Below are 20,517 nucleotides of genomic sequence, written 5' to 3'. Positions count from 1 at the left end.
TGATTTATGCAATGCGCTTAAGTTATTGTTTCATTTCGATATCCCAAAACCGCCGTGCGTTAGCTGAACGGCGCGATGCGCAGCGTGTCCTTTTCGAGAAACGCCTGGACCGCTTTTCCGCGCAAGGACGGCTCCATCTCCTCGGCGGTGCAATACCAGCCGTCGACCGACAGCAGCTCGGCCTCGTTCTTGCGGCAGAAGATGCGCGCCGCCGAATGGCCGAGCACACCGGCCGACGCCCGCCCGCGCAGCGTGCCGTAAACGTGGATGGAGCCGGCGGCGACGATCTCGGAACCGGAGGCGACGGAGCCCAGCACGATGACATCGCCATGCGCGTAGAAGACCGACTGGCCCGAGCGGATCGGCGTCTTGACCATCAGCGTCGCCGGCGCGTCCGGCTGCCTGTCTTCTGGCTGCTTGCCCGGTTCCGCTCTGCCTTCTTCCGCCCTGCCCGCCTCTTCCGGCCTGCCCTTGCTGTCGGCCTGCATGAGCAGCCCGGCGGTGGCCTCCTTGGCGCCGATCAGCACGGGCGGCAGATTGGGCTCAAGCGCCGTGCTGCCGTCGAGCTCGATGGCGTAGATGCGGATGCCGCGCAGGCCAAGCTCGGCGACCAGCGTTTCGATCTGGCCGACCTCAGGCTTTAATGTGTTGAGGTTAAGCACCACCGGCCGGCCGGCAAAGTAGCCCGGAGAATTGCCGATCCAGCGATCGAGGCTCTCCAGCCACTCCGAAAGCGGCGCCTCCGGGGTGAGCGTGAAGGCGACAAAGGAGCGGGCGCGAAAGCGAATGGATTTGGTCTCGACGGGGGCGGCGAAGGTCACGGACAGCGATTCCTTACTGATAGGTAAACGCTAGCCAGCCATGGTTAACGAAAGGTTAATGGCGGGGTGTTCGCGACATCAAGAAAGCCATTTACTGACAGGCCCGACCGTGTCAGCAGCCGGACGGCGCTGGAAATCGCCAGCCCTTTCCTCGACACCTTGCTGGTCAAGTGCCCTTCGCTGCGTCCTCGATCAGTTCCGCTAGCAAGGTAGAGAACCGCTCGTCAGTCCTATCCCCTATGTTTCCCACTTCTCTTGCCACCATCCCGGGCGAAGAGACTGACACTTGCCCACTCAGCTGAACGTTGACCGTGAACGTCCTTCCGACTTCCTCCTTCTCCATGCCTCGCTTCCGGTAGACTTTGAACCGAATAGATGGAGTTGATGCTTTGGCTTGGCGGCGTGGCGTGGTGTCCATCTCGACAGTCACCTCGCCCGCCACGTCAGCCTTGGCCGCTTCCAACGACGCAACCACGACGTCGTTTAGCCAGGCCCTGGCTTGCGCGCCGAAGTCCACCCCCTCGGCCTTCTCATTGCGGTCCTTCCCCTCTTGCTCACGGGCTTCCTTCCCGCGCTCAAGGGCTTCTTTGAACTTAGACATCATGGTTTGCCTCCGATTGTGAGCGCATGAGACCAGCCGTCGCCATGCTCCTCCTAATGGGTAGAACGCGCACAATCGGCGTCCGTTGCGTAAGCGGAGCCCGCGATTCGCCGCTGCGCACGGGAATATCCGTCTGGCACGGTCGATCGCCGGGGTGGCGGCGGTGATCGCGCGCTGTGGTGGTGGCTGGGGTAGCGTGTCAGCAGCCGAGCGACAGCGCTGGAAATTGCCTGCCCTTTCCCACAAGATGCCTGAACATCCCCGAGGGCTCGACATGTGCAACCTCTACAACATCACCACCAGCCAGGAAGCGATCCGCCAGTGGACCCGGGCCTTGCGCGATATCCTCGGCAATCTCGAGCCCTCCATCGACATCTACCCCAACCAGCCCGGCCCGGTGGTGCGCAACGCGCCGGACGGTGAGCGCGAGCTGGCCAATCTGCTGTGGGGCATGCCGACGCCGATTGAGCGGGTGAAGGGCAAGGCCGACTACGGCACCACCAACATCCGCAACCCGCAATACGGCCATTGGCAGCAATATCTCGGTGTCGAAAACCGCTGCGTGGTGCCGCTCACCAGCTTCGCCGAGCCGAGCCCGACGCCCGGCGACAAGGACCCGGATACCGGTATCCAGAAAAACTACTGGTTCGCGCTGAGCGAGGAGCGGCCGCTGTTCTTCTTCGCCGGCCTATGGACGCGCTGGCAAGGCGTGCGCAAGGTCAAGGACGGCCCCCGCGAGTTCGAGCTCTACGGTTTTCTGACCACCAAGCCGAACGCCCTGATCGCGCCGATCCACGAGAAGGCCATGCCGGTGATCCTGACCACGCAGGAGGAAACCGAGACCTGGCTGACCGCGCCGTGGTCGGAGGCCAGGCACCTGCAGCGCACGGCAGCGGACGACGCGCTGGTGATCGTCGAGAAGCCGGCCACACAGATCAAGTTTCCGCCGCAGGCGCCACAGGCGCCGGTACAGGGTTCGCTGTTCTAAAGCTTGAACTTCTGCAGCACCCAGATGTAGCCCTTCGGCGGATGGTCCTGGTCGATAAACTGGGTCTTCACCGTCGCGTCCGTTCGGCTGCACCGCTTGCACTTGAACCGGATGGTCTCCAGCGGCTTGTTCCAGCCCACCACCTTGGCCACGTCGTTGGCCCGGAAGCGGCCGACATGGTAGCAGTGACCGCACTCCACGATCAGCAGCATGTTGGCCTTCGCGGCACGTCCAACGCTGTCCATCGGCCCGGCCATGGCTCATTTCCGAGTCAGGTAGTCCTCGGGAAGCGGAAGCAGGCCAAGATCCGGCACCCGGAAATCGGGCTCCTTCTCCGCTACGCTGCCCATCACCTCATGCAATTTTTCGACAAGCCCGCAAAGCTGCCAAAACAGCTCGCCATGCGCCTTCAGATGCAGTTGCGACGAAAGCACCGTCTTGCGCAGGCTGAGAGCGTCCCTGATGATCGCCTCCGCATGCCTCGCCGACAGCCTGTCAAACCGGCTTTTCCGTCTGCCCATCGCGGCTCTCCTGAATTTGTGAGCAACCGCCCCACCTACCGACAAATAGGAAGGTATTCCTCACGGAGTCAATTCACACTTGACATTTTTGTTCCCGTTTTGTTCAATTTGAACAGAAACGATCGGAGCATCGCCATGGACCACATCGTGACGCTGGACAGCCGCCAGGAGGCCGCCCTTCAGTCCATCGCCGATAGGTTCATCACCCAGCACAAGGGCGATGCGGTGAAGGCACTGAAGGAAATGATCGTGCTGAATGGGCACTTGCAGGAAAAGCTGGATGCGGTTGAGAGCCGGCACCGGGTGTAAGGTGACCGATGGCTGGGGCCGCTGTGCCGGTTGGAACCGGCCGGGCCGTTTCCAACCTGAATGATCGAGCGACCCTCAAGAAGACTATCCCATGCTGAAGGCTGTCCATCGCGGGGTGGCGCGCGGTGCTCGGCGGGGCGAGGTGGTGGTTTATGGCAGACGCCTAAAGCAGGAGCGCGCACCCCCAAAGACGCTTAGTCGATTCGAATCCCACTCCCTCCGCCAGATGATGCTCTATCAAATTGATTTCATTGCGCTTTGCAAGTTGCAGACTTACAGTTCCTAACTCCGTTCCTAACGTTCACAAACGATGAAGCCCGCCACCGTGAGGCAACGGGCCCCCGTCGCGTACCGGCGGTTAGGAATTCTTATCGCCGTTTGGATTTGGCGCCGGTGCCTCTCGCACATCTCGCGGTGGCGGATCGACATGTTCAGGCTCTGGCGATGCTTCCTTGTCGGGGCGACGAACAGGTGTCTTCTTCTTCGGGTCGGGCCTCGGTGGTGGCTCTTTGATTTTGTTTTGCATATCCAGTTTCCTCCATCCTCCTGAAACCGGATCCCCGCTATCTTGTTCCTATAGCGCCCGTTAAAAGGCCCGCCATCGGGAGGCAGCGGGCTTCCGGAGGCGTGCATGAGCGTGGCCCTACTGATGCAGCGCGAGCCGGTCCATGGGTGCGTTTGCTTCGGCCAACCTAGCCAGCGCTTGCTCGACTTTTTGAGCCGAGGCGTCAGTGCGCTTGATGTGCCGGATCATTTGCTGCCTCAGCAGCGCGAGCCTTGCGGCGCGATAAACGTCGCCGTATCTCGCAGTTTCAAGGTGGAGGGTCGCGAGCCTCATGGGCGACGATTCCAATTATCTAGCAGTAGAATTCGCGAATCCGCCCTTCGTTCCGATGTCCGCCTGTTGCGGGGGCGATGCTGGTGACGGCGCCTAGTAGCTTCGGCATAGCCGACGCTGATCGCGAGGATAGCGATAGCAAGGTGGCTCGGGGGTAAGTAAGGTCGCGACATGCATCAAATTAGCACCGGCCCTTGATGGGCTTCGTCCATCGATCGGATGAAGCGGTCACCTATATTAGCTACCACTTGACTGAGGCGCTGGCCGCTCCAGACTCATGGAATGGCGCGGGGCATTGGGATTGGTGATGTGGTGGCGATCACGGCCACCGTCCGCAGACGGGTCACAGAGGACCGCGTTAGCGTATCAATCCCCTCTTACAACTTCCCGCATTCGATCCGCGATTCCACAAAGGTAAAGCACGGCCAGCAGATCGAGCTTACCGGCGAAATCACGCGCATAGACGACGAAGGCGGCAAGGTGACAGTCGACATGGGGCCGCTGGTGACGGTCGACCTCGACAAGGTCAGGCTGGTCGAGAAGTACAGGCCGTCGTCAATCGCGGACGTGCATTGCTTATAGACCGCCAGCACATTACTATATTAGCATTGATGAACATAGGGCTTACAGTCGGACTAGCCGGCGACGGCGTGTTATCGAGCAAAGAAGCTGTCCTGTTGCTCTATGATCTCGAGCTGCCATGAGGGCTAAGCGCTGGCCAAGGCCATCGTTGGGATCATCAAGCGGCTCTGATGCCGAAACGACGCTACTCCTCGTCACCGAAACCCAGCAACGAAGCATGGCGTATGTGGCTGTGATCGCCACGGAGATGCTTGACGCGCACCATTCACCCCGGGGGAAGCCCGCCGCACCTTCCGGCACCGCGGCGGTAATGACCCCGCTTTGCCGCCTATCCGGCCCGCCAGCGCGGTTCCGCGCCTTGGCCGGGAAAAGATAGCAGCGGCGGAAATGCCCGCGTAGCGGCGCGGATACACGCCTACATTGCTAGACGGCACGCCTTCGTTTCGGCCAAGCTCCGAATCGCGGGGCCACTGGCAACGCGGGTCGGCGGGTTCAGGCAATGCCCATTGAAAGATGGGCGCCGACTTTCCTTTTGGGCCCGACAAGCCACCCCCACCCCCACCCCCACCCCCGCCACCGGCGAACCCCGGCGTGGCGGGTGCCGGGGGCTACCAGCGCGACCCGAGCGGTGTTCGCGTTGCGGGCTCAGCGGCCTCTTGTTGCAGTTCTGCGGCGATTGGTTCGAACGTCGACGATGATGATTTGGCGTCGACCTTTCGTGGCGTGGTGCGCTCACTTCTCCTTGATACCAGCATCCGCGAGACGGCAGTGGGCGTGTAAGGCTTTCCGGCACTCGACAGATATCCCGCCCCAGCCAGCGCCTTAGCGACGTCGGCCAGGGTGCGTTGGCGGCCATTGACCGGATACCGATGCAGCTTCTTTGCGAGCGCAATCAGCTCAAGTCCGCCATCGATCTCGGCATAGTTTCGGCGCCCACCGACTTTCTTGCCGGTCTCGCGGCGCTTGCGTTCGCGGGCACCCTTGAGCTTCTCCACCAGCATCGCTTTCTCAAACTCCGAGACCGCGCCGAGCACTTGACGGATCAGGTTCGCCGTCGGGGTGTTGCCGACAAAACTGTCGGGACTGTCGACAGCTATCAGCTCGATCCCACGTGATTTCAGCATCTCGTAGCCAGTCTCCTGAACGATCAGATCGCGGGCGAAGCGGGAGGCGGTCTCGACGAGGATGGTGCGCACGCCATTAGACAGGAGCCGCTCGAGCATTGCGGAAAAACCGGGGCGCGCTGTGACCGCATCGGCACCGCTCACCGCTGCGTCGTAGTAGCTCTCGATGATTTCATAGCCGGTTGATCGGGCAAACGCCTCAACGGCCTCGCCCTGGCGCCGCTCGCTGTCTTTGTCGGCGCCAACGTTTGCTGCTGATGAAGTCCGAAGATAGGCCACCGCCTGCCTCAAAGCCTTGCTGTTCATAGTCTGCCGCCCATAATTGATATCGTTTGCTTCGACATAGCTGGCGCCATCGTCGGGAGCGGCGCGGTGATGCATTTAGAGAGTCCGCTTGGCCACGTCGCAATCGAACGCTTCGTCACTGAAAGGTTGATGCCGCTTGCGCGAGGTGCATCAGGTACGGTTCTGAACAATTTGCGTACCGTGCTAAAATCCGCGGGCAACCGCCATGGGCGTCGCTACCTGCTTCCGGACTAAGGCTTGGTGGACGCACCATGTTCTCGTAAAGTGCCCGGCGCAGAGATGCGTGGCCGCCGTCTTCGCAGGCTCAGGCAGGCATCCGGCGCGGCTGCCTGGCAAGCGACGGCACGCCCCCTCAATGCCTCTTGAAATACTGCACCTCGCGTTCGTGCTTCTCCGCAGCCTCGCGACTGTCAAATGTCCCGAGATTGCGGCGCTTGCCGGTCTTTTCGTCCTTCTTGCGCGAATAGAGGCGGTATTTTCCGTCTTTGAGTTTTCTGATCATCTGTCACTCCCCGAGCTGCTGCTTCCCCTTGAGGTTGCGCGCGGCTTGTTCGATCGCCGCCCGGTCGTTTCCCAGCCTGTCGATCAGTTCCTGCGCCTGATCGCCCGATATGCCGGTGCGCACCGTCAAGACGTCGGAGCTCGCGACCTCGCGGGTTTCCGGCAGGGCATCGCCTGCCGTGAGCGGCAGGGCTGCCTCCCTGTCGATCTCGGCCTCGGCCCGGTGCCAGTGCCGCTCGGGATCGCCATGGATGCGGCCTTCACGTTCCCAGATCTGGTATGCGCGCTCACGAATCTTGTCTTCCCGGTCGTCGCCCATGTTGATTCCTCCTTTGGGTACCGGATGAACGCCGCGCCAACCCGAACGATCCAAAAAATCTGCGTGATCGTTGGTCGCACAAGGCGCCATGCACTGCGGCCGCCAACCCGCCACCCGCGCTGCCTACTCGCACTGCCTCCGCGGGCCGCCGGAATAGGGCTGGTAGGTGTTGTCTTCCGGGCGGTAGGAGCGGTAGCGGCTGAAGCAATAGTCCACGTGGTCGGACGAAAGCTGGGCGCCATCCCCATGCAATGCGCCCTCATCCGACGGGACGTAGCCACCCATTGGCCACGTGTCGTTCGCCTCGACATAGCTGGCGCCATCGTCGGGAGGCTGTGCGGCGCGGTCGGTCGCGCCGGCATCGAAATAGGGCGAGATGCAGGGACGCTGCTCTCCGCTGTAGGGTGTGTAGTGGTCGTCGCTTGGTCTGTAGGAGCGGTAGCGGCTTGCGCACCATTCCACATGGGCGGCGGGCACCGCCTGCTGCTCGTCCCGCTTCAGTCCATAAAGCCAACACTATTAGCGGGCCGTGTCTACGCGGGTGACGTTCAGGCGGGCTGAGTAAACCCGAGAATCAGACAATTGATAGGTGAGCCGTTCGAACCCGAGTGCCGACTCCCGGTCGCGGGGCGCAGGCAGGACGCGCTGAGCATCGCACGGGGTGGGAAACAGTCTGCGTTCTGGGGACAGCCGGAAAATTGTTCAGTTGCCATCGTCTTGCCTATGTTCTACTTTTGTTCTCGTTCCCACGTCGCGTCGCTTAGGCCATACAGTTATTGAGGGGTACAATTCCATGTCTTTTGTTGCGCACTATGCCACGCGAAAACTCAGGGTCGTCGCGGACCCGGTTTTGCCGAGCACACTACAAAATGCAATCCCGGAGCGGGCAATGCGCTATCCCGAGTTGCGCTACATGGGATCGAAGAAAAGGCTTCTGCCTTGGATTTTCGAGGCTTTGAACACCCTGGACTTCGAAAGCGCAATGGATCCCTTTTCAGGAACCGGCAGCGTCGCCTACCTTTTGAAAGCGATGGATCGGCGCGTCGTTTCGTCGGACTTTTTGCGCTTTCCCTCGATCGTTGCGCGGGCGACCGTAGAGAACAACACGCATCATCTCGACGGCAGGGCGGTCAAGCGCTTGCTCTCGCGGCCCAACAACGCCGACGACTTCATCATTAGGACGTTCAAAGACATTTTCTATACGCCAGAGGATCTGCGGTTCCTCGATCGGCTTTCGCACAATATTCGCGGCCTTGAGAATCTGCATCAGCAAGCGCTAGCCTATGCGGCGCTGTTTCGCTCCTGCCTCAAGCGACAGCCGCGCGGGGTCTTCACAATCTCTGGCGATTTGTCGCGCTATGATGATGGTCGCCGCGACCTGAAGCTGTCTGTCGAGGAGCATTTCCTCGAACAGATTGAAGTCTACAACGCGGCTGTGTTCGACAATGGCCGTCGCAACCAAGCGTTCCAAACCGACCTGTTCGACCTGCCAAAGAGGTCGATCGATCTAGTCTATCTAGACCCGCCCTATGTCCCGCGGTCGGACGACAATTGCTACGTGAAGCGCTATCATTTCCTTGAAGGGCTATCCAGCTACTGGCAGGATCAGCCGGTCGATATGACGACAAAGGTCCGAAAGATCGCAAAGAAGCACACGCCGTTCAGTTACCGTCGGACCGCGATCGACGCGTTCGACCGGATGTTCGCGCGCTTCTCGAACAGTATCATCGCGCTTTCTTATAGCTCGAACGGCTATCCTGATCTTGACGAGCTCGAGCGGCTGATGCGGCGGCATAAGCGAGACGTGCGGGTGCTCGAAAAACCCCACACATATCATTTCGGAACCCATGGCGGCGTCGGGCGCGCCAAAACCACCGAATATCTCATTGTTGGGCGCTGATGAAGGATCGTGACCAGTCGCTGGATGAGGTGGTCGAGGGGTTGAGCCCGCTCGATGTCGACTGGATGGACGACATCGCGGCGAGCGCGATCGCACGCCTGAGCGCGCTGCCCAAGAAGGCTGAGTACAGCCGCGACGACATCGCTGCCCTCCTCAACGATAACTTCACCGAAGGCCTGCTATGCGTGCGGCTGTTTCTGATGCTGTCGAAGGACAGCATGGAATCCTTGCTCCGCAAGGAACTGTCGGGAAACGGCATCGGCATCAAAGGCTACCAAGCTGATCAAGCGGGATTTCTCGATGCTCTCGAGCGCATGGGCCTCCTCGTGATGATGGAGACGACGATCAACCATGAGCCGGTCTGGAGCGACATTCTCGTCGAGCGTCTCCGCGCCGGTCGCGGATCGGCTATCTCTGGCCAGAAACGCGGCCGCGGGCTGGAGAACTTTGTCGAGGCCCTAGTCCGTGAAGTGTTCGGCGATGCCTATGAGACTCGCTGCACCTTCACCGGGGCTGACGGGAAGTCGGCCAAATGCGATGTTGCGATCCCTAGTCGCACACGTCCTTCGATCGTAATTGAGGTGAAAGGTTATGGCGCGACTGGCTCAAAGATGACGGACATTATCGGTGATCTTGATGCGATCATCGATGCCAAGCGCCACGGTACGAAGCTATTCTTTGTGACTGACGGCACGACTTGGAAGCAGCGCATTTCCGACCTCAGGAAGATTGTCGAACGGCAAAACCAGGGAAAGATCGACCGGATCTATACGACGCAGATGCGCGAGCAGTTCTTGAAAGATCTCAGATCGATGAAAACGATTCTTTCACTTTGAGAACGGTGAGCCTAAGCGCGGTCCCTTGAATGCAGCCCTCCCCGGCGCTTCCTGCCCCTTGCGTCAGACATAGCCGCTACAGCAGGTGTGGGTGCCGTGGGTACCAGTTCCAGCGCCTCTTCTGGAACGGGTCGCCAGGAAATGCGGTCACACGACCCGAACAGAATCGCGCCTATTACGGTGCGCGACGTCGTTCTATTCGCCAACCGCCTGCGTGTAAGCCCTGGGCAAGGCGCCGCTCAGCCCCTGCCCTACTCGCACTGCCGGCGCGGGCCGCCGGAATAGGGCTGATAGGTGTTGTCTTCCGGCCGATAGGAGCGGTAGCGGCTGAAGCAATATTCCACGTGGTCGGGCGGAAGCTGGGCGGCGTCCCCATAGGATGCGCCCTCATCCGACGGAACGTCGCCATCCATTGGCCACGTGTCGCTCGCCTCGACATAGCTGGCGCCATCGTCGGGAGGTTGTGCGGCGCGCTCGACCGGGCCGGCAGCGAAATAGGGCGAGATGCAGGGACGCTGCTCTCCGCTGTAGGATGTGTAGTGGTCGTCGCTTGGCCTGTAGGAGCGGTAGCGGCTTGCGCACCATTCCACATGGGCGGCGGGCACCGCGTGCTGCTCGTCCGCTGCCGGCTGGATAGCGCCGGTAACGATGGGCGCCGAAGCTGCGGCATCGGCAGGTTTCGAGGTGCGATCAACCGGGATCTCCGGGACCTCGCGCGCGGGAAGGCGCTCAAGACGCTGCGAAGCAGGGTTCACCTTCCGCGGCTCCCTCGGCCACAGTTCGGCGACGCTGGAGGTCGGGGCGGCCTGCCGCACCGGCTCGGCGGAAAGAATCCAGACAGCGAAGGCCAATCCGCTGGCGAAAACCGCAAGCGTCAGCACGAAGCCGCCAAGTACCGCCGATAAAGCTTTCACCCTGCGCTCCTTTGCCCCGTCATCTTTAAAATGCGAGGCATTGGATCCGGTTCCAACCAGGCGCGGCAGCAGGAGCTTCCGGCGCTGAAAGGAAGGTCTCCATTTCTCGAAGGACCCCTCTCCGTCTCGGCTTCGCCGAGCCACCTCTCCCCGCTTCGCGGGGCGAGGAACCAAGGTTTCAGAGGTCGCCGACAAGCTCCGTATAGGTCCTCAGCTCGCCATCCTGCCCGCGAATCCGCCACGTCTCGCCGTCCTGCGCCTCGACATAGGACGGGCCGAGCGGCACCTTGCCTCCACCATACGGCAGGTCCAGCACATAGACGGGATTGCAGATTCCCGACAGCCGCGCGCGCAAGGCGCTGACCAGCGCCTGTCCCTCGGCGATCGTGGTGCGTCGGTGCGCCATGCCGCGCGCAAGGTCGCCGTGGTGCAGGTAATAGGGTTTGACGCCGAGGCGGTACATCAGCTCGCGGCACAGCTCCTCCAGCACCTCGACCGTGTCGTTGACGCCTTTCAGCAGAACGCTCTGGTTGAGCAGCACGAAGCCGCCTTGCCGCAACGTGCGGCAGGCAGCTTCGGCGGCCGGCGTGATCTCCCGCGCGTGGTTGAAATGGGTGACGACCGTGACCATCAGCCGGCCCTGCAGCGAGCGAACCAGCCCTGATGTGATGCGCGAGGGCAGCGCGACGGGCACGCGCGTGTGGATGCGTAAGAGCCGCACATGCGAAACCGCCTCGATGCGGGCACGGATTTCCGCCAGCGCCTTGTCCGGCAGGGACAGCGGATCGCCGCCGGTCAGGATCACCTCGCGGATTTCAGGGTGGGCCTCGATATAAGCGAAGGCCGGCTCCAGCGCCTCGCGCGAATAGCCTCGGCCGATCGAGGTCAGCGACTCCTTGCGAAAGCAGAACCGGCAATAGACCGCGCATTGATAGGTCGGGAACAGCAGAACCCGGTCGGCATGGCGATGCGTCAATCGCGGTACCGGACTGAAGGCATGATCGGCGATCGGATCGTCGAGCTCGCCTTCCTGCTCGGCCAACTCCTCGGGCGACGGGATGACCTGCGCCCGGATGGGATCGGCGGGGTCGCTCCAGTCGATCAGGTCGAGATAGGCTTTTGGGATACGAACCTTGTGGCGCGCGGCCGCGGCTTGAGCCGCCGCGCGCTCGGCTAGCGACAACGGCAGGGAATCCAGATCGCGCACATGCCGCACGCCCACGCGAACATCGCCCTGCCACGTGGCGTCGCCGGCGCTGGCGCGCTCGTCATCGGCCGCCATGCCGGCGTCGGGGATGTCGAGGTGTGAGGTCATCGAAGGCTCCTTGAATTTCGGGGCTGGATACAGCATTGAAGCCAGGGCTTGAAGGCAATAAGCGTTGCCGGGATGGCAGGGACGAAAAGGCCGCGCTCATCGGCGAAGCTGCCAATCTCCCCCCCAAGTGGGGGAGATTGGCAGCTTCGGCGCCGCGACCCTGCTGCACCCTGCCCCATCAGCGCCCGCGTGATTTCCCGGCGCCGCCGTCCGGCTTCATGATGATCTCGCGATGCGGATAGGGGATGTCTATGCCGTTTTCCCTAAAAGTGTCCCACAGCGCCAGCAGTACCCTTCCGCGCACGTTGGTCAGACCTTGCTGAGGGTCGTGGATCCAGAAGCGCAGGACGAAATTGAGCGAGGACTCGCCGAAGTCCGTGAGCCAGCAGACCGGCCGCCGGTCCGCTTCGACCCGGCCGACGCTCATGGCGGCCGCTATCGCCAGTTCGCTGACCTTATGTGGGTCGGCGTCGTAAGAGACCCCGAAATTGACGTCGAGCCGCACAAGGTTATCGCTGAACGACCAGTTGATGACCCTTTGGGTGATGAAGTCTTCGTTCGGGATCAGGAATTCGCGGCCGTCGCGCGTCACCACCGAGACGAACCGCGCCCGCAATTCGCGTACCCAGCCGAAGGTGCCTTCGAGCGAAATGGTGTCGCCCGGCTTGATCGACTTGTCGAGAAGGATAATCATGCCGGAGACGAAATTTGAAACGACCTTTTGCAGCCCGAAAGCCAGGCCGACGCCGACGGCGCCGGAGAATATCGTCAGAGCCGTCAGGTCGAGACCGACGGAAGACAGGGCGATAGCACCCGCCACCAGCACAAGGCCGATCTTTGCGACCTTGCCAACGAGGACGCGGATCGAAGGTGTCAGCTCTTCGGAGATCCGGACGCGCTCATCGATATACTTGCCGACGACCACCGCAAGCCAAACCGTGGCGATCAGCAGCAGCGCCGCTTTCAGCACGATGAGCGCCGAAAGGCGAACCGCACCCAACGGTATTGCGAGGCCGTCCAGGAAAGCCGCGGCGTCGTCATCGATGCCCAGGATGACAAGGGCCGCATAGATCCAGGTCAGCCAGGCGAGAGCCCGCGCAACGAGGCGGTTGCGGATGATGCGCGACAGCACTGACGCGAACAGCCACGCGAGCGAGAGCGAGAGCGAGATATAGATGAAATGGCTCCGGCTTGGCCAGGTGATGGCGCGCATGAGAATGAGCGCGGCAAGCAGGAATACCGTGAACAGGATCCAGTCGGTGCGCCGCAACAGGGCAACGACAACCCTCAGCAGTCCGGGATGCCCCTTGATCTGGCGTGCCCGGTCCTCCAGGAGCGGTTCGATGCGCTGCGCCGCGAGCTTCGCGACCAGGAAGAGCGTGACGATGATTGCAGCCTGATAGAAAAACCACGGCGTGACGACGTAGTCGAACCATCGGCTGGCCCAGGCCAGCGATTCATCGATGGCGTTGCGAAAATCCATTCCCACACGACCGTTATGGACTGGCGAACAGCAACTCGCCATCCACAATGTCGCCGGCCTCGTGAATGGTCAAGCCGGCGATCGAGACGCCTTCGGCGCCCCCGCTCTGCGCCTCAGCCCCGCAGTCCCGGTGCCTCTGGCCGGCGCGCTGACATGTCAGGTATAGTCGCCGCCACGGATGCCCTCTGGCGCCAGTTCCAGCACCCGGTTTAAGCGCGCGGCCAGGAAGCGGCCGGCCGGAAACATCCATTGATTAGAAACAACCGCCGGAAAGCGCTAACGCATAACATTAGCTTGCGCTTACATTAGCTTAAGCGTATGTATTTATGTGGCCGGTGATCTACCCCCCCAACCGGTTAGGCTCGGCGCCAGTCCCGCCCCCCTCAGGCCCACGACGCCGGGCCGCTCCTTTTGCGCCCTCACGGCAGGCTTAGCCCCGCAACCCCGGCGCTTCCTGCCCGGTCCGCTCGACATATTCCGTATAGCCGCCGCCATAGGTGTGGATGCCCTCGGGCGTCAGTTCCAGCACGCGGTTCAACAGCGCGGCGAGAAAGTGGCGGTCGTGCGAGACGAACAGCATGGTGCCCTCATATTGCGAGAGCGCTGTGATCAGCATTTCCTTGGTGGCGATGTCGAGGTGGTTGGTCGGCTCGTCCAGCACCAGCAGGTTTGGCGGGTCGAACAGCATCAGCGCCATCACCAGCCGCGCCTTCTCGCCGCCCGACAGCACCCGGCATTTCTTCTCGATCTCGTCGCCGGAAAAGCCGAAGCAGCCGGCCAGCGCCCGGAGCGGCGCCTGGCCTGCCTGCGGAAATGCGTCCTCCAGCGTCTGGAATACGGTGCGCTCGCCCTCCAGCACTTCCATGGCGTGCTGGGCGAAATAGCCCATCCTGACGCTTGGGCCGCGCGCCACCGTGCCATTGTCCGGCTCGGAAGCGCCGGCGACCAGCTTCAGCAGCGTCGACTTGCCGGCGCCGTTGATGCCCATCACGCACCAGCGCTCGCGGCGGCGCACCTGGAAATCCAGCCCCTCGTAGATCGAGCGGCTGCCATAGCCCTTGTGGACGTTCTTCAGTGTCACCACGTCCTCGCCGCAGCGCGGCGCCGGCTGAAAGTCGAACGACACTTTTTGGCGGCGCTTGGGCGGCTCGACGCGGTCGATCTTCTCCAGCTTCTTCACCCGGCTCTGCACCTGGGCGGCATGCGAGGCGCGCGCCTTGAAGCGCTCGATGAAGGCGATCTCCTTGGCCAGCATCGCCTGCTGGCGCTCGAACTGCGCCTGCTGCTGCCTGTCGGCGATCGCCCGCTGCTGCTGGTAGAATTCATAGTTGCCGGAGTAAGCGGTCAGCGAGCCGCCATCGATCTCGACCACCTTGTTGACGATGCGGTTCATGAACTCGCGGTCGTGCGAGGTCATCAGCAGCGCGCCGTCATAGTTCTTCAGGAACTGCTCCAGCCAGATCAGGCTTTCCAGGTCGAGATGGTTGCTCGGCTCGTCGAGCAGCATGGCGTCGGGCCGCATCAGCAGGATCCTGGCCAGCGCCACGCGCATCTTCCAGCCGCCGGAAAGTTTTCCGACGTCGCCGTCCATCATCTCCTGGCTGAAGCCGAGGCCGTCCAGCACCTCGCGGGCGCGGCCATCCAGCGCATAGCCGTCGAGCTCCTCGAACCGCGCCTGCAGGTCGCCGTAGCGGGCGATGATCGCCTCCATCTCATCGCCGCGATCAGGATCGCCCATGGCGGCTTCGAGTTCGCCCATCTCGGCCGCCACTTCGCTCACCGGCCCGGCGCCGTCCATCACTTCGGCAACCGCGCTGCGGCCCGCCATGTCGCCGACATCCTGGCTGAAATAGCCGATGGTGACGCCGCGATCGACCGAGACCTGGCCCTCGTCGGGCTGCTCCTCGCCGTTGATCATGCGAAACAGCGTCGTCTTGCCGGCGCCGTTAGGGCCGACAAGCCCGACCTTTTCGCCCTTCTGCAAGGAGGCGGAGGCCTCGATGAAGACGATCTGCCGGCCGTTCTGCTTGCTGATGCTTTCCAGTCGAATCATGCTTTTCACGCGTGCCCAAGGGAGTTTCCCCGCGCCAATACGCGGTAGGCCGCGCCTGCGGAAGCCCGCAAAGCATGAGGTTGCGTGCCAAATGGTCCGAACCGGGCTGATATATATGGTTGGCTGACCCTGCGGGACGTCCAATGGACATTCCCGGAACGGACCGGTCTCGAACTGATGGCCTTCGGTTCCGGTCTCAGCTAGAGCGGATGCGTTCAAACTAAACTGGCATCCCGCTCCATCTATTACGACACCAAGTGATTCCACTTGGCTGCAAACGCTCTAGAGCCGGACACCAGTTCCATGGTCGAGCCAGTCAATACTCTCAGGGGGATCAGCTCCTGCGGCTTCCGCGCCGGGCCTATAGGCCGCCCAGAGGAGGCAGACAAAATACCCAACCTGCAAAACGATCAAGGCAATGATCATCCCGCCGGTCGCCTTCCAGATTGAACCCGTTGCCCAATAAGTCGAAATCGCCACGACAGACGACATGGTGAGGATGCCCACCAGGAACCGCAGGAGTTTCATGAATTCTCAAAGCCGTCCCGGAACTTACGACAGTCGAGACGCCTTCTCCCTACCCCAACACTCGTTACCCAATAACCCAAAACCAGCATCTCATTATTTTAGGGGTGACGCAAGTACCATGTCGAGTAACGGCTGCGCCGGCACAACTTTTGGTTTACGAATTACTTGGCTCCCGGTCCGGAAGGACCCGCTGATCGTTCCGTTTCGAGGTTCGAACCGAATTAGCGGAACCTCAGATAGTGCCGGCAGTTTAGAAAGACAGCCTCAAACATGAGATGAAGACGCTTACCGCTATTTTGCTCGCCACCTCTATGATCGGCCTGAGTGCCGGCACGGCAAGCGCCACCTGCCATGAGACGACCGCATCGATCGAAGCTCAATCGGGCATCGCAAAAGACGCAACGCGTGCGCCGCTCGAAACCGACGCGAATACCGGTAACAGGGTAGAGGGCGGCCCGGCCAATAAGGACGCCAACACCATGCCGCTTGCCAACCAGGAAGCCGGTGGCGATAAAAACCTTGCCACTTCGCAGCAGGATGTCGAGGCGCAGCAGGAGGGTGAAAAGACAGCGGCGGCCAAGGCCGACCCCTGCAACCCGGACTGACGCGGATTGAGGGACTGGCCGCAGACGTGCTGCATGCCGCAGCACAAGGCGAAGCGCGGTGGTCATCCAATTCCACCGGTCACCGCGTAGGCGCCGGCCGCGCTCCCGCCCGCTAGCCGCACGATAGCAGTGACGATCGAGCCGTATGAGCCGCGCCAGACGCTGTGGATCCTCTCATGCTCGTTGGCCGGTACGACCGCACGCCCGGCGAAGCGCGCGCCGGTCCGCTGCATGCGAATGGGCTCGCCGTTGACATGGACTTTCACGCTGATCTCGGCTCTGGCCTCGCCATGCACATCAAGCGTGATGGTTATCTCGTCCTGATCACCCGCATGGCGCGTCTCGGCGGCAAGCGCGACGGTGAGCGGCAGCGCCTCGGCGGGCCGGCGGGCGAAAGGCCGGGCGGAAAAAACATCGTCGGGAAGCTCCGGCGTGCGCGGCGGGCGGTTGCGGCGCTGGCCAAAACGCTCGAAGTCTCCGGCCAGCCGCAGCAGCTTGGTGTCGTTATAGGCCTTGCCGGCGAAGGTGAGGCCGACCGGCATGCCGATATCGGCCATCGTGCCCATCGGCACGGTGACGGTCGGAATACCGAGATGGCGCCACACCAGATTGCCATTGGCGACCCAGGTGCCGTTGCGCCACGCCAGCGCTGCGGAAGTCTCGTTTACATCCGCATCGGCCGGACCGACATCGGCGACGGCGGGAAACACCACTGCGTCGAGCCCTTGTGCGTCGAGCCAATCCTCGAAGTCGATGCGCCGCGTCGCCTCCAGGCCTTTCAGGCCGGCCTCCAGCTCGGGAATGGCCAGGAATGGCGTGACGCCGCGCTTGGCCCGTTCGACATATTCCGCCACATCGAAGCTGTCTTGGTAGCGGTCCGGCAGCGTGCCCGGCGGCTGCGGAAAGATTTTTGCGCCGTCGACCGAGGCGAGATCGGGGATGGCCGGGTCGGCATTGGCGCGCAGGAAATCGTCCCAGGCGAAGACGCACAGGTCCCAGATCTCGCGCTCGGCGAATCCTTCCGGAACCAGCCCGCGATCGACCATGTTTTTGGTGCCCGGCCGGTCGCGCTCGTAGTTGGAGACGACGGGAAAATCGACCTCGACCACATCAGCGCCGAGCCGCCGCAGATCAGCCGCCGCCTGCTCCCACAGGTCGAGCACCGACGCGCGGATCGGAACGTCGGCCTCCATATCGCGGCCGATATACATGCGGGGCACGCCGAGCCGCACGCCTTGCAGCGCCCCCTCCAGCTCGAGCCCGGTGTAGCGCGGCGGCCGCACGGCCGAGCTCTTCGGCAGCGCCACCCAGGGCTGCGCGCGCCAGAAATCGCCTCTTGTGTCGGGGTCGTCGGCGACGATCACGTCGAGCAGTTCGAGCATGTCGGCCACGCTGCGCGTATGCGGCACCACCACGTCCATCGTCGGCACCAGCGGCCAGTTGCCGCGCACGGAAATGATGCCGCGCGACGGCGTGTAGGCGACCAGCGCATTGTTCGACGCCGGCGCCCGGCCGGACGACCATGTCTCCTCGCCGAGCCCGAAGGCGGCGAAGCTGGCGGCGGTCGCGGTGCCGGAACCATTCGACGAGCCCGACGCGAAGGCCGCGGTCAGGTATTCGGCATTGTAGGGGCTTTCCGCCCGGCCGTAGACGCCGCGCTGCATGCCGCCATTGGCCATCGGCGGCATGTTGGTCAGCCCGATCAGCACCGCGCCGCCGGCCCGCAGCCGCGCAATGGTGAAGGCGTCCTCGTTGGCCGTGAGATGCTCGAAGGCCGGCGAGCCGGCGGCCACCGACAAGCCCGCCACCTTGTAGCTGTCCTTGGCGGTATAGGGGATGCCATCCAACGGCCCGAGCGTCGCACCATTCCTGCGGCGCCGGTCGGACGCGGCGGCCTCCTCGAACATCTTGGGATTGAGCACGGGAACGGCATTGAGGGCGATGCCATGCCGGTCATATCTGGCGATCCTGCGCAGACAGGCGCCGACCAGCTCGACGCTAGTGACCGTGCCAGCCTCCAGCGCCCGCCGCAGCTGTTCGATCGACGCCTCGACGATGTGGAGATTGGTCATGGTGTCCCCAACGCTTGGTCTTCAGGCGGTATTGGCCTCGAAAACCGATGCCGTAAAGGGGTTTCGGCGAGGCGGCCGTGACAGCCGATCTCCCCCCTTGTGGGGGAGATGTCCGGCAGGACAGAGGGGGGCGCTGTCCCGCCGGCCTGTCAACCATTCGTAGCAACGCCCGCAGACTGGTTCCTGGTTGAGAATGAGTTAGAGCAAAGGCTGGCGATCCTTCGCGCCCCCCTCTGCCCTGCCGGGCATCTCCCCCACGAGGGGGGAGATTGGCAGCGTCGGCGGCGGCGCTCCTTTCTGTAACGTCGAGCGTCGCGCGCCACCTTCGCACATCACTCCGGCGCGCCCGGGAACAGCGCCACCGCATCACCGCCGCCGGCCGGCCAGTCCCGGATGGTGCGGTCGTAGCCGCCGGTCAGCACCGTGCCGTCGGCGGCGAACGCCACGGCGTAGACTGGACCGGACCGGCTGTCGAACAGCGCGGTCTCACTGCCGGTTTCCATGTCCCACAGCCGTGCCGTGCCGTCGAGCGAGCCGGACAGCAGCCGCTTGCCGTCGGCCGACAGCGCCAGCGCATAGACCGTACCCGAATGGCCCTCGAGGCGGCGGACTTCGCGGCCGCTGTCGAGGTCCCAGAGCTTGATCGTATAATCGCCGCTGCCGGTGATCAGATGGCGCCCGTCGGCCATGAACACGATCCCATAGGGGCCGCGCTCATGCCCGTGCCAGCTGCGCAGCTGCTTGCCGGTGCCGATGTCCCATAGCTTCAGCGTGCCCTCGATACTGCCGCTGATCGCGCGTGTGCCGTCGGGCGAGACGGCGATCCCGCTGATCGACCAGTCGTGCCCCGGCATCACATGCAGCACCGAGCCTTTCTCGATATCCCAGACGATGACCCTGCCGGTGTCGTGCCCGCTGACCGCACGTTTGCCGTCGGGACTGATCGCGAGCTTGTTGACACCACCGTTCTGGCCTGACGAGAATACATGCAGCACAGCGCCATCGGAGAGCTGGCGCAGCACGATCTCGCCATCCGTCGCCGGCCGTCAGCGCCCGCGCCCCATCGGGCAGGAAAAGCGCTGTCCGCGCCATGTCCTTGTGGACGCCGAGAGTGCGGAGCAGGCGCTTGCCGTCGATATCCCAGAGCTTGATCGTGCGGTCGGTACTGGCGCTTAGGATCGAGTGCCCGTCGGGCGCCACCGCCAGCCAGACGACGGGCTCGCGGTGGCCGTCGGGCTGCGTCGGCTGCGGCGGCAGCGCCTGGGGCAGCGGCGCAACAGTCTGCGGTGGCGGAGCCGGGGCTGGAGCAGCCTCCGGCGGTGAGAGTGGTGGGGCAAGCGCGACCTCTGATGGCGAGGCAGGAGCCGGCGGCTGTGCCGGTTCCGCGCTGGCGACGTCTTCGCCCTTCGGCGGCCCCGGCGCGGGTTGCTCGGCGGTCAGGCTTTTGCCGGCGTCCTGTGGCTGTCGCGACCAAGGGCCGAGCTGGTCGGCCACCAGAGCGAGTACGGCAAGGAACGGAACGACGACGAAGAGCTGCCGCAGGCGTGGTCGTCCGCCGGGTTGCGTTTCGGCGCCTCTGCCGAACAGCGGCGTCTTCGGATCGAGCGTCGATCGGCCCGGCAACAGGCCGGCCCAGAACAGCAGGGCTGCAAGGGCTGAGACAGCGCCCGCCGCTCCGAAAAAAGCCAGGCGCATGGAGGCGAAAGCGTCGCCGGCGCCCTCGCCGCCCACCACGAAATACACACGTGTGAAGCAGAGCATGCCGATCGCCAGCAGCAGCACCGCGAGCAGCCTGTCGACAAACCTGTTCATTGGGCTCCCCCCTCGGGCCGCTTTCCGCTTCGCCCGCAATGATGCCGGTCAGCCCCGGGCTTGTCGATGCCCGTCTGATAGGAGCCAAT

21 protein-coding genes and 1 pseudogene are annotated in these 20,517 nt (G+C 63.1%); 7 read left to right on the top strand and 15 right to left on the bottom strand.

What is annotated here, in order from left to right; translation table 11 throughout:
• Positions 1-59: 59 nt before the first annotated feature.
• Both minC and IHQ72_RS15875 read right to left on the bottom strand, forming a co-directional pair.
• Positions 60-821 carry a septum site-determining protein MinC gene (gene minC / locus IHQ72_RS15880; protein ID WP_258123288.1) on the bottom strand — a complete coding sequence of 254 codons (762 nt, stop codon included), beginning with the start codon at positions 819-821 and terminating at the stop codon, positions 60-62.
• Positions 822-987: 166 nt separating this feature from the next.
• Positions 988-1,425 (bottom strand): hypothetical protein, encoded by a 438-nt coding sequence (locus IHQ72_RS15875; RefSeq protein WP_258123287.1) that lies wholly within the window; start codon positions 1,423-1,425, stop codon positions 988-990.
• A 271-nt stretch (positions 1,426-1,696) separates the two neighbouring features.
• On the opposite strand from IHQ72_RS15875, the gene IHQ72_RS15870 reads away from it, so the two are divergent.
• Complete coding sequence (locus tag IHQ72_RS15870; RefSeq protein ID WP_258123854.1) at positions 1,697-2,410, top strand: SOS response-associated peptidase; 714 nt, start codon at positions 1,697-1,699, stop codon at positions 2,408-2,410.
• Here the strand turns inward: IHQ72_RS15870 and IHQ72_RS15865 are convergent.
• Both IHQ72_RS15865 and IHQ72_RS15860 read right to left on the bottom strand, forming a co-directional pair.
• A complete protein-coding gene (locus tag IHQ72_RS15865) occupies positions 2,407-2,667 on the bottom strand; it encodes a hypothetical protein (RefSeq protein WP_258123286.1) in 261 nt (86 codons plus the stop codon). The genes IHQ72_RS15870 and IHQ72_RS15865 overlap by 4 nt on opposite strands.
• A gap of 3 nt (positions 2,668-2,670) precedes the next feature.
• On the bottom strand, positions 2,671-2,931 hold the full coding sequence (locus IHQ72_RS15860; RefSeq protein ID WP_258123285.1) for a hypothetical protein: 261 nt from the start codon (positions 2,929-2,931) through the stop codon (positions 2,671-2,673).
• Positions 2,932-3,066: 135 nt separating this feature from the next.
• Between IHQ72_RS15860 and IHQ72_RS15855 the strand changes: the two genes are divergently transcribed.
• Together IHQ72_RS15855 and IHQ72_RS15850 are read left to right on the top strand one after the other, a co-directional pair.
• Positions 3,067-3,240 (top strand): hypothetical protein, encoded by a 174-nt coding sequence (locus IHQ72_RS15855; RefSeq protein ID WP_258123284.1) that lies wholly within the window; start codon positions 3,067-3,069, stop codon positions 3,238-3,240.
• 1,120 nt (positions 3,241-4,360) lie between these two features.
• Positions 4,361-4,660 carry a hypothetical protein gene (locus IHQ72_RS15850; RefSeq protein ID WP_258123283.1) on the top strand — a complete coding sequence of 100 codons (300 nt, stop codon included), beginning with the start codon at positions 4,361-4,363 and terminating at the stop codon, positions 4,658-4,660.
• 608 nt (positions 4,661-5,268) lie between these two features.
• Here IHQ72_RS15850 and IHQ72_RS15845 read toward each other — a convergent pair.
• The 4 genes and pseudogenes from IHQ72_RS15845 to IHQ72_RS15830 all read right to left on the bottom strand — a co-directional run.
• Complete coding sequence (locus IHQ72_RS15845; protein WP_258123282.1) at positions 5,269-6,165, bottom strand: recombinase family protein; 897 nt, start codon at positions 6,163-6,165, stop codon at positions 5,269-5,271.
• Between the two features lie 277 nt (positions 6,166-6,442).
• Entirely contained in the window at positions 6,443-6,592 is a 150-nt protein-coding gene (locus tag IHQ72_RS15840; protein ID WP_127204769.1) for a hypothetical protein, read from the bottom strand.
• Positions 6,593-6,595: 3 nt separating this feature from the next.
• Positions 6,596-6,910 (bottom strand): DUF2934 domain-containing protein, encoded by a 315-nt coding sequence (locus tag IHQ72_RS15835; protein WP_258123279.1) that lies wholly within the window; start codon positions 6,908-6,910, stop codon positions 6,596-6,598.
• 123 nt (positions 6,911-7,033) lie between these two features.
• A pseudogene (locus tag IHQ72_RS15830) lies at positions 7,034-7,375 on the bottom strand (BA14K family protein); the annotation flags it as partial.
• A gap of 196 nt (positions 7,376-7,571) precedes the next feature.
• Between IHQ72_RS15830 and IHQ72_RS15825 the strand changes: the two are divergent.
• Positions 7,572-8,810: a DNA adenine methylase gene (locus IHQ72_RS15825; protein WP_258123277.1), complete on the top strand. Its 1,239-nt coding sequence runs from the start codon at positions 7,572-7,574 to the stop codon at positions 8,808-8,810.
• Positions 8,810-9,646, top strand: a complete 837-nt coding sequence (locus tag IHQ72_RS15820; protein WP_258123276.1) for a DpnII family type II restriction endonuclease — start codon at positions 8,810-8,812, stop codon at positions 9,644-9,646. Before IHQ72_RS15825 ends, IHQ72_RS15820 begins: the two co-directional genes overlap by 1 nt.
• A gap of 251 nt (positions 9,647-9,897) precedes the next feature.
• Here the strand turns inward: IHQ72_RS15820 and IHQ72_RS15815 are convergent, their stop codons facing one another.
• From IHQ72_RS15815 to IHQ72_RS15795, 5 genes are all read right to left on the bottom strand, one after another.
• The gene (locus IHQ72_RS15815; protein ID WP_258123275.1) at positions 9,898-10,560 is read right to left on the bottom strand and encodes a BA14K family protein; all 663 of its coding nucleotides are present in this window, start codon (positions 10,558-10,560) and stop codon (positions 9,898-9,900) included.
• A 178-nt stretch (positions 10,561-10,738) separates the two neighbouring features.
• Positions 10,739-11,875, bottom strand: a complete 1,137-nt coding sequence (locus IHQ72_RS15810; protein ID WP_258123273.1) for a KamA family radical SAM protein — start codon at positions 11,873-11,875, stop codon at positions 10,739-10,741.
• A gap of 178 nt (positions 11,876-12,053) precedes the next feature.
• Complete coding sequence (locus IHQ72_RS15805) at positions 12,054-13,358, bottom strand: mechanosensitive ion channel family protein (protein ID WP_258123272.1); 1,305 nt, start codon at positions 13,356-13,358, stop codon at positions 12,054-12,056.
• Between the two features lie 430 nt (positions 13,359-13,788).
• Positions 13,789-15,411: an ABC-F family ATP-binding cassette domain-containing protein gene (locus tag IHQ72_RS15800; protein ID WP_258123267.1), complete on the bottom strand. Its 1,623-nt coding sequence runs from the start codon at positions 15,409-15,411 to the stop codon at positions 13,789-13,791.
• A 282-nt stretch (positions 15,412-15,693) separates the two neighbouring features.
• The gene (locus tag IHQ72_RS15795) at positions 15,694-15,939 is read right to left on the bottom strand and encodes an exopolysaccharide production repressor protein (RefSeq protein WP_258123266.1); all 246 of its coding nucleotides are present in this window, start codon (positions 15,937-15,939) and stop codon (positions 15,694-15,696) included.
• A 275-nt stretch (positions 15,940-16,214) separates the two neighbouring features.
• Between IHQ72_RS15795 and IHQ72_RS15790 the strand changes: the two genes are divergently transcribed.
• Positions 16,215-16,544, top strand: a complete 330-nt coding sequence (locus IHQ72_RS15790) for a hypothetical protein (protein WP_258123264.1) — start codon at positions 16,215-16,217, stop codon at positions 16,542-16,544.
• Between the two features lie 62 nt (positions 16,545-16,606).
• Here the strand turns inward: IHQ72_RS15790 and IHQ72_RS15785 are convergent, their stop codons facing one another.
• Positions 16,607-18,616, bottom strand: coding sequence for an amidase (locus IHQ72_RS15785; RefSeq protein ID WP_258123263.1), 2,010 nt, complete (start codon positions 18,614-18,616; stop codon positions 16,607-16,609).
• Between the two features lie 332 nt (positions 18,617-18,948).
• Complete coding sequence (locus IHQ72_RS15780; RefSeq protein WP_258123261.1) at positions 18,949-19,638, bottom strand: WD40 repeat domain-containing protein; 690 nt, start codon at positions 19,636-19,638, stop codon at positions 18,949-18,951.
• A gap of 403 nt (positions 19,639-20,041) precedes the next feature.
• On the opposite strand from IHQ72_RS15780, the gene IHQ72_RS15775 reads away from it, so the two are divergent.
• Entirely contained in the window at positions 20,042-20,275 is a 234-nt protein-coding gene (locus IHQ72_RS15775) for a hypothetical protein (RefSeq protein WP_258124099.1), read from the top strand.
• Positions 20,276-20,517 lie beyond the last annotated feature (242 nt).

Source organism: Mesorhizobium onobrychidis, from assembly GCF_024707545.1.
In the GTDB taxonomy this organism is placed as follows: domain Bacteria; phylum Pseudomonadota; class Alphaproteobacteria; order Rhizobiales; family Rhizobiaceae; genus Mesorhizobium; species Mesorhizobium onobrychidis.
This window is presented reverse-complemented; position numbering and strand designations above follow the sequence as displayed.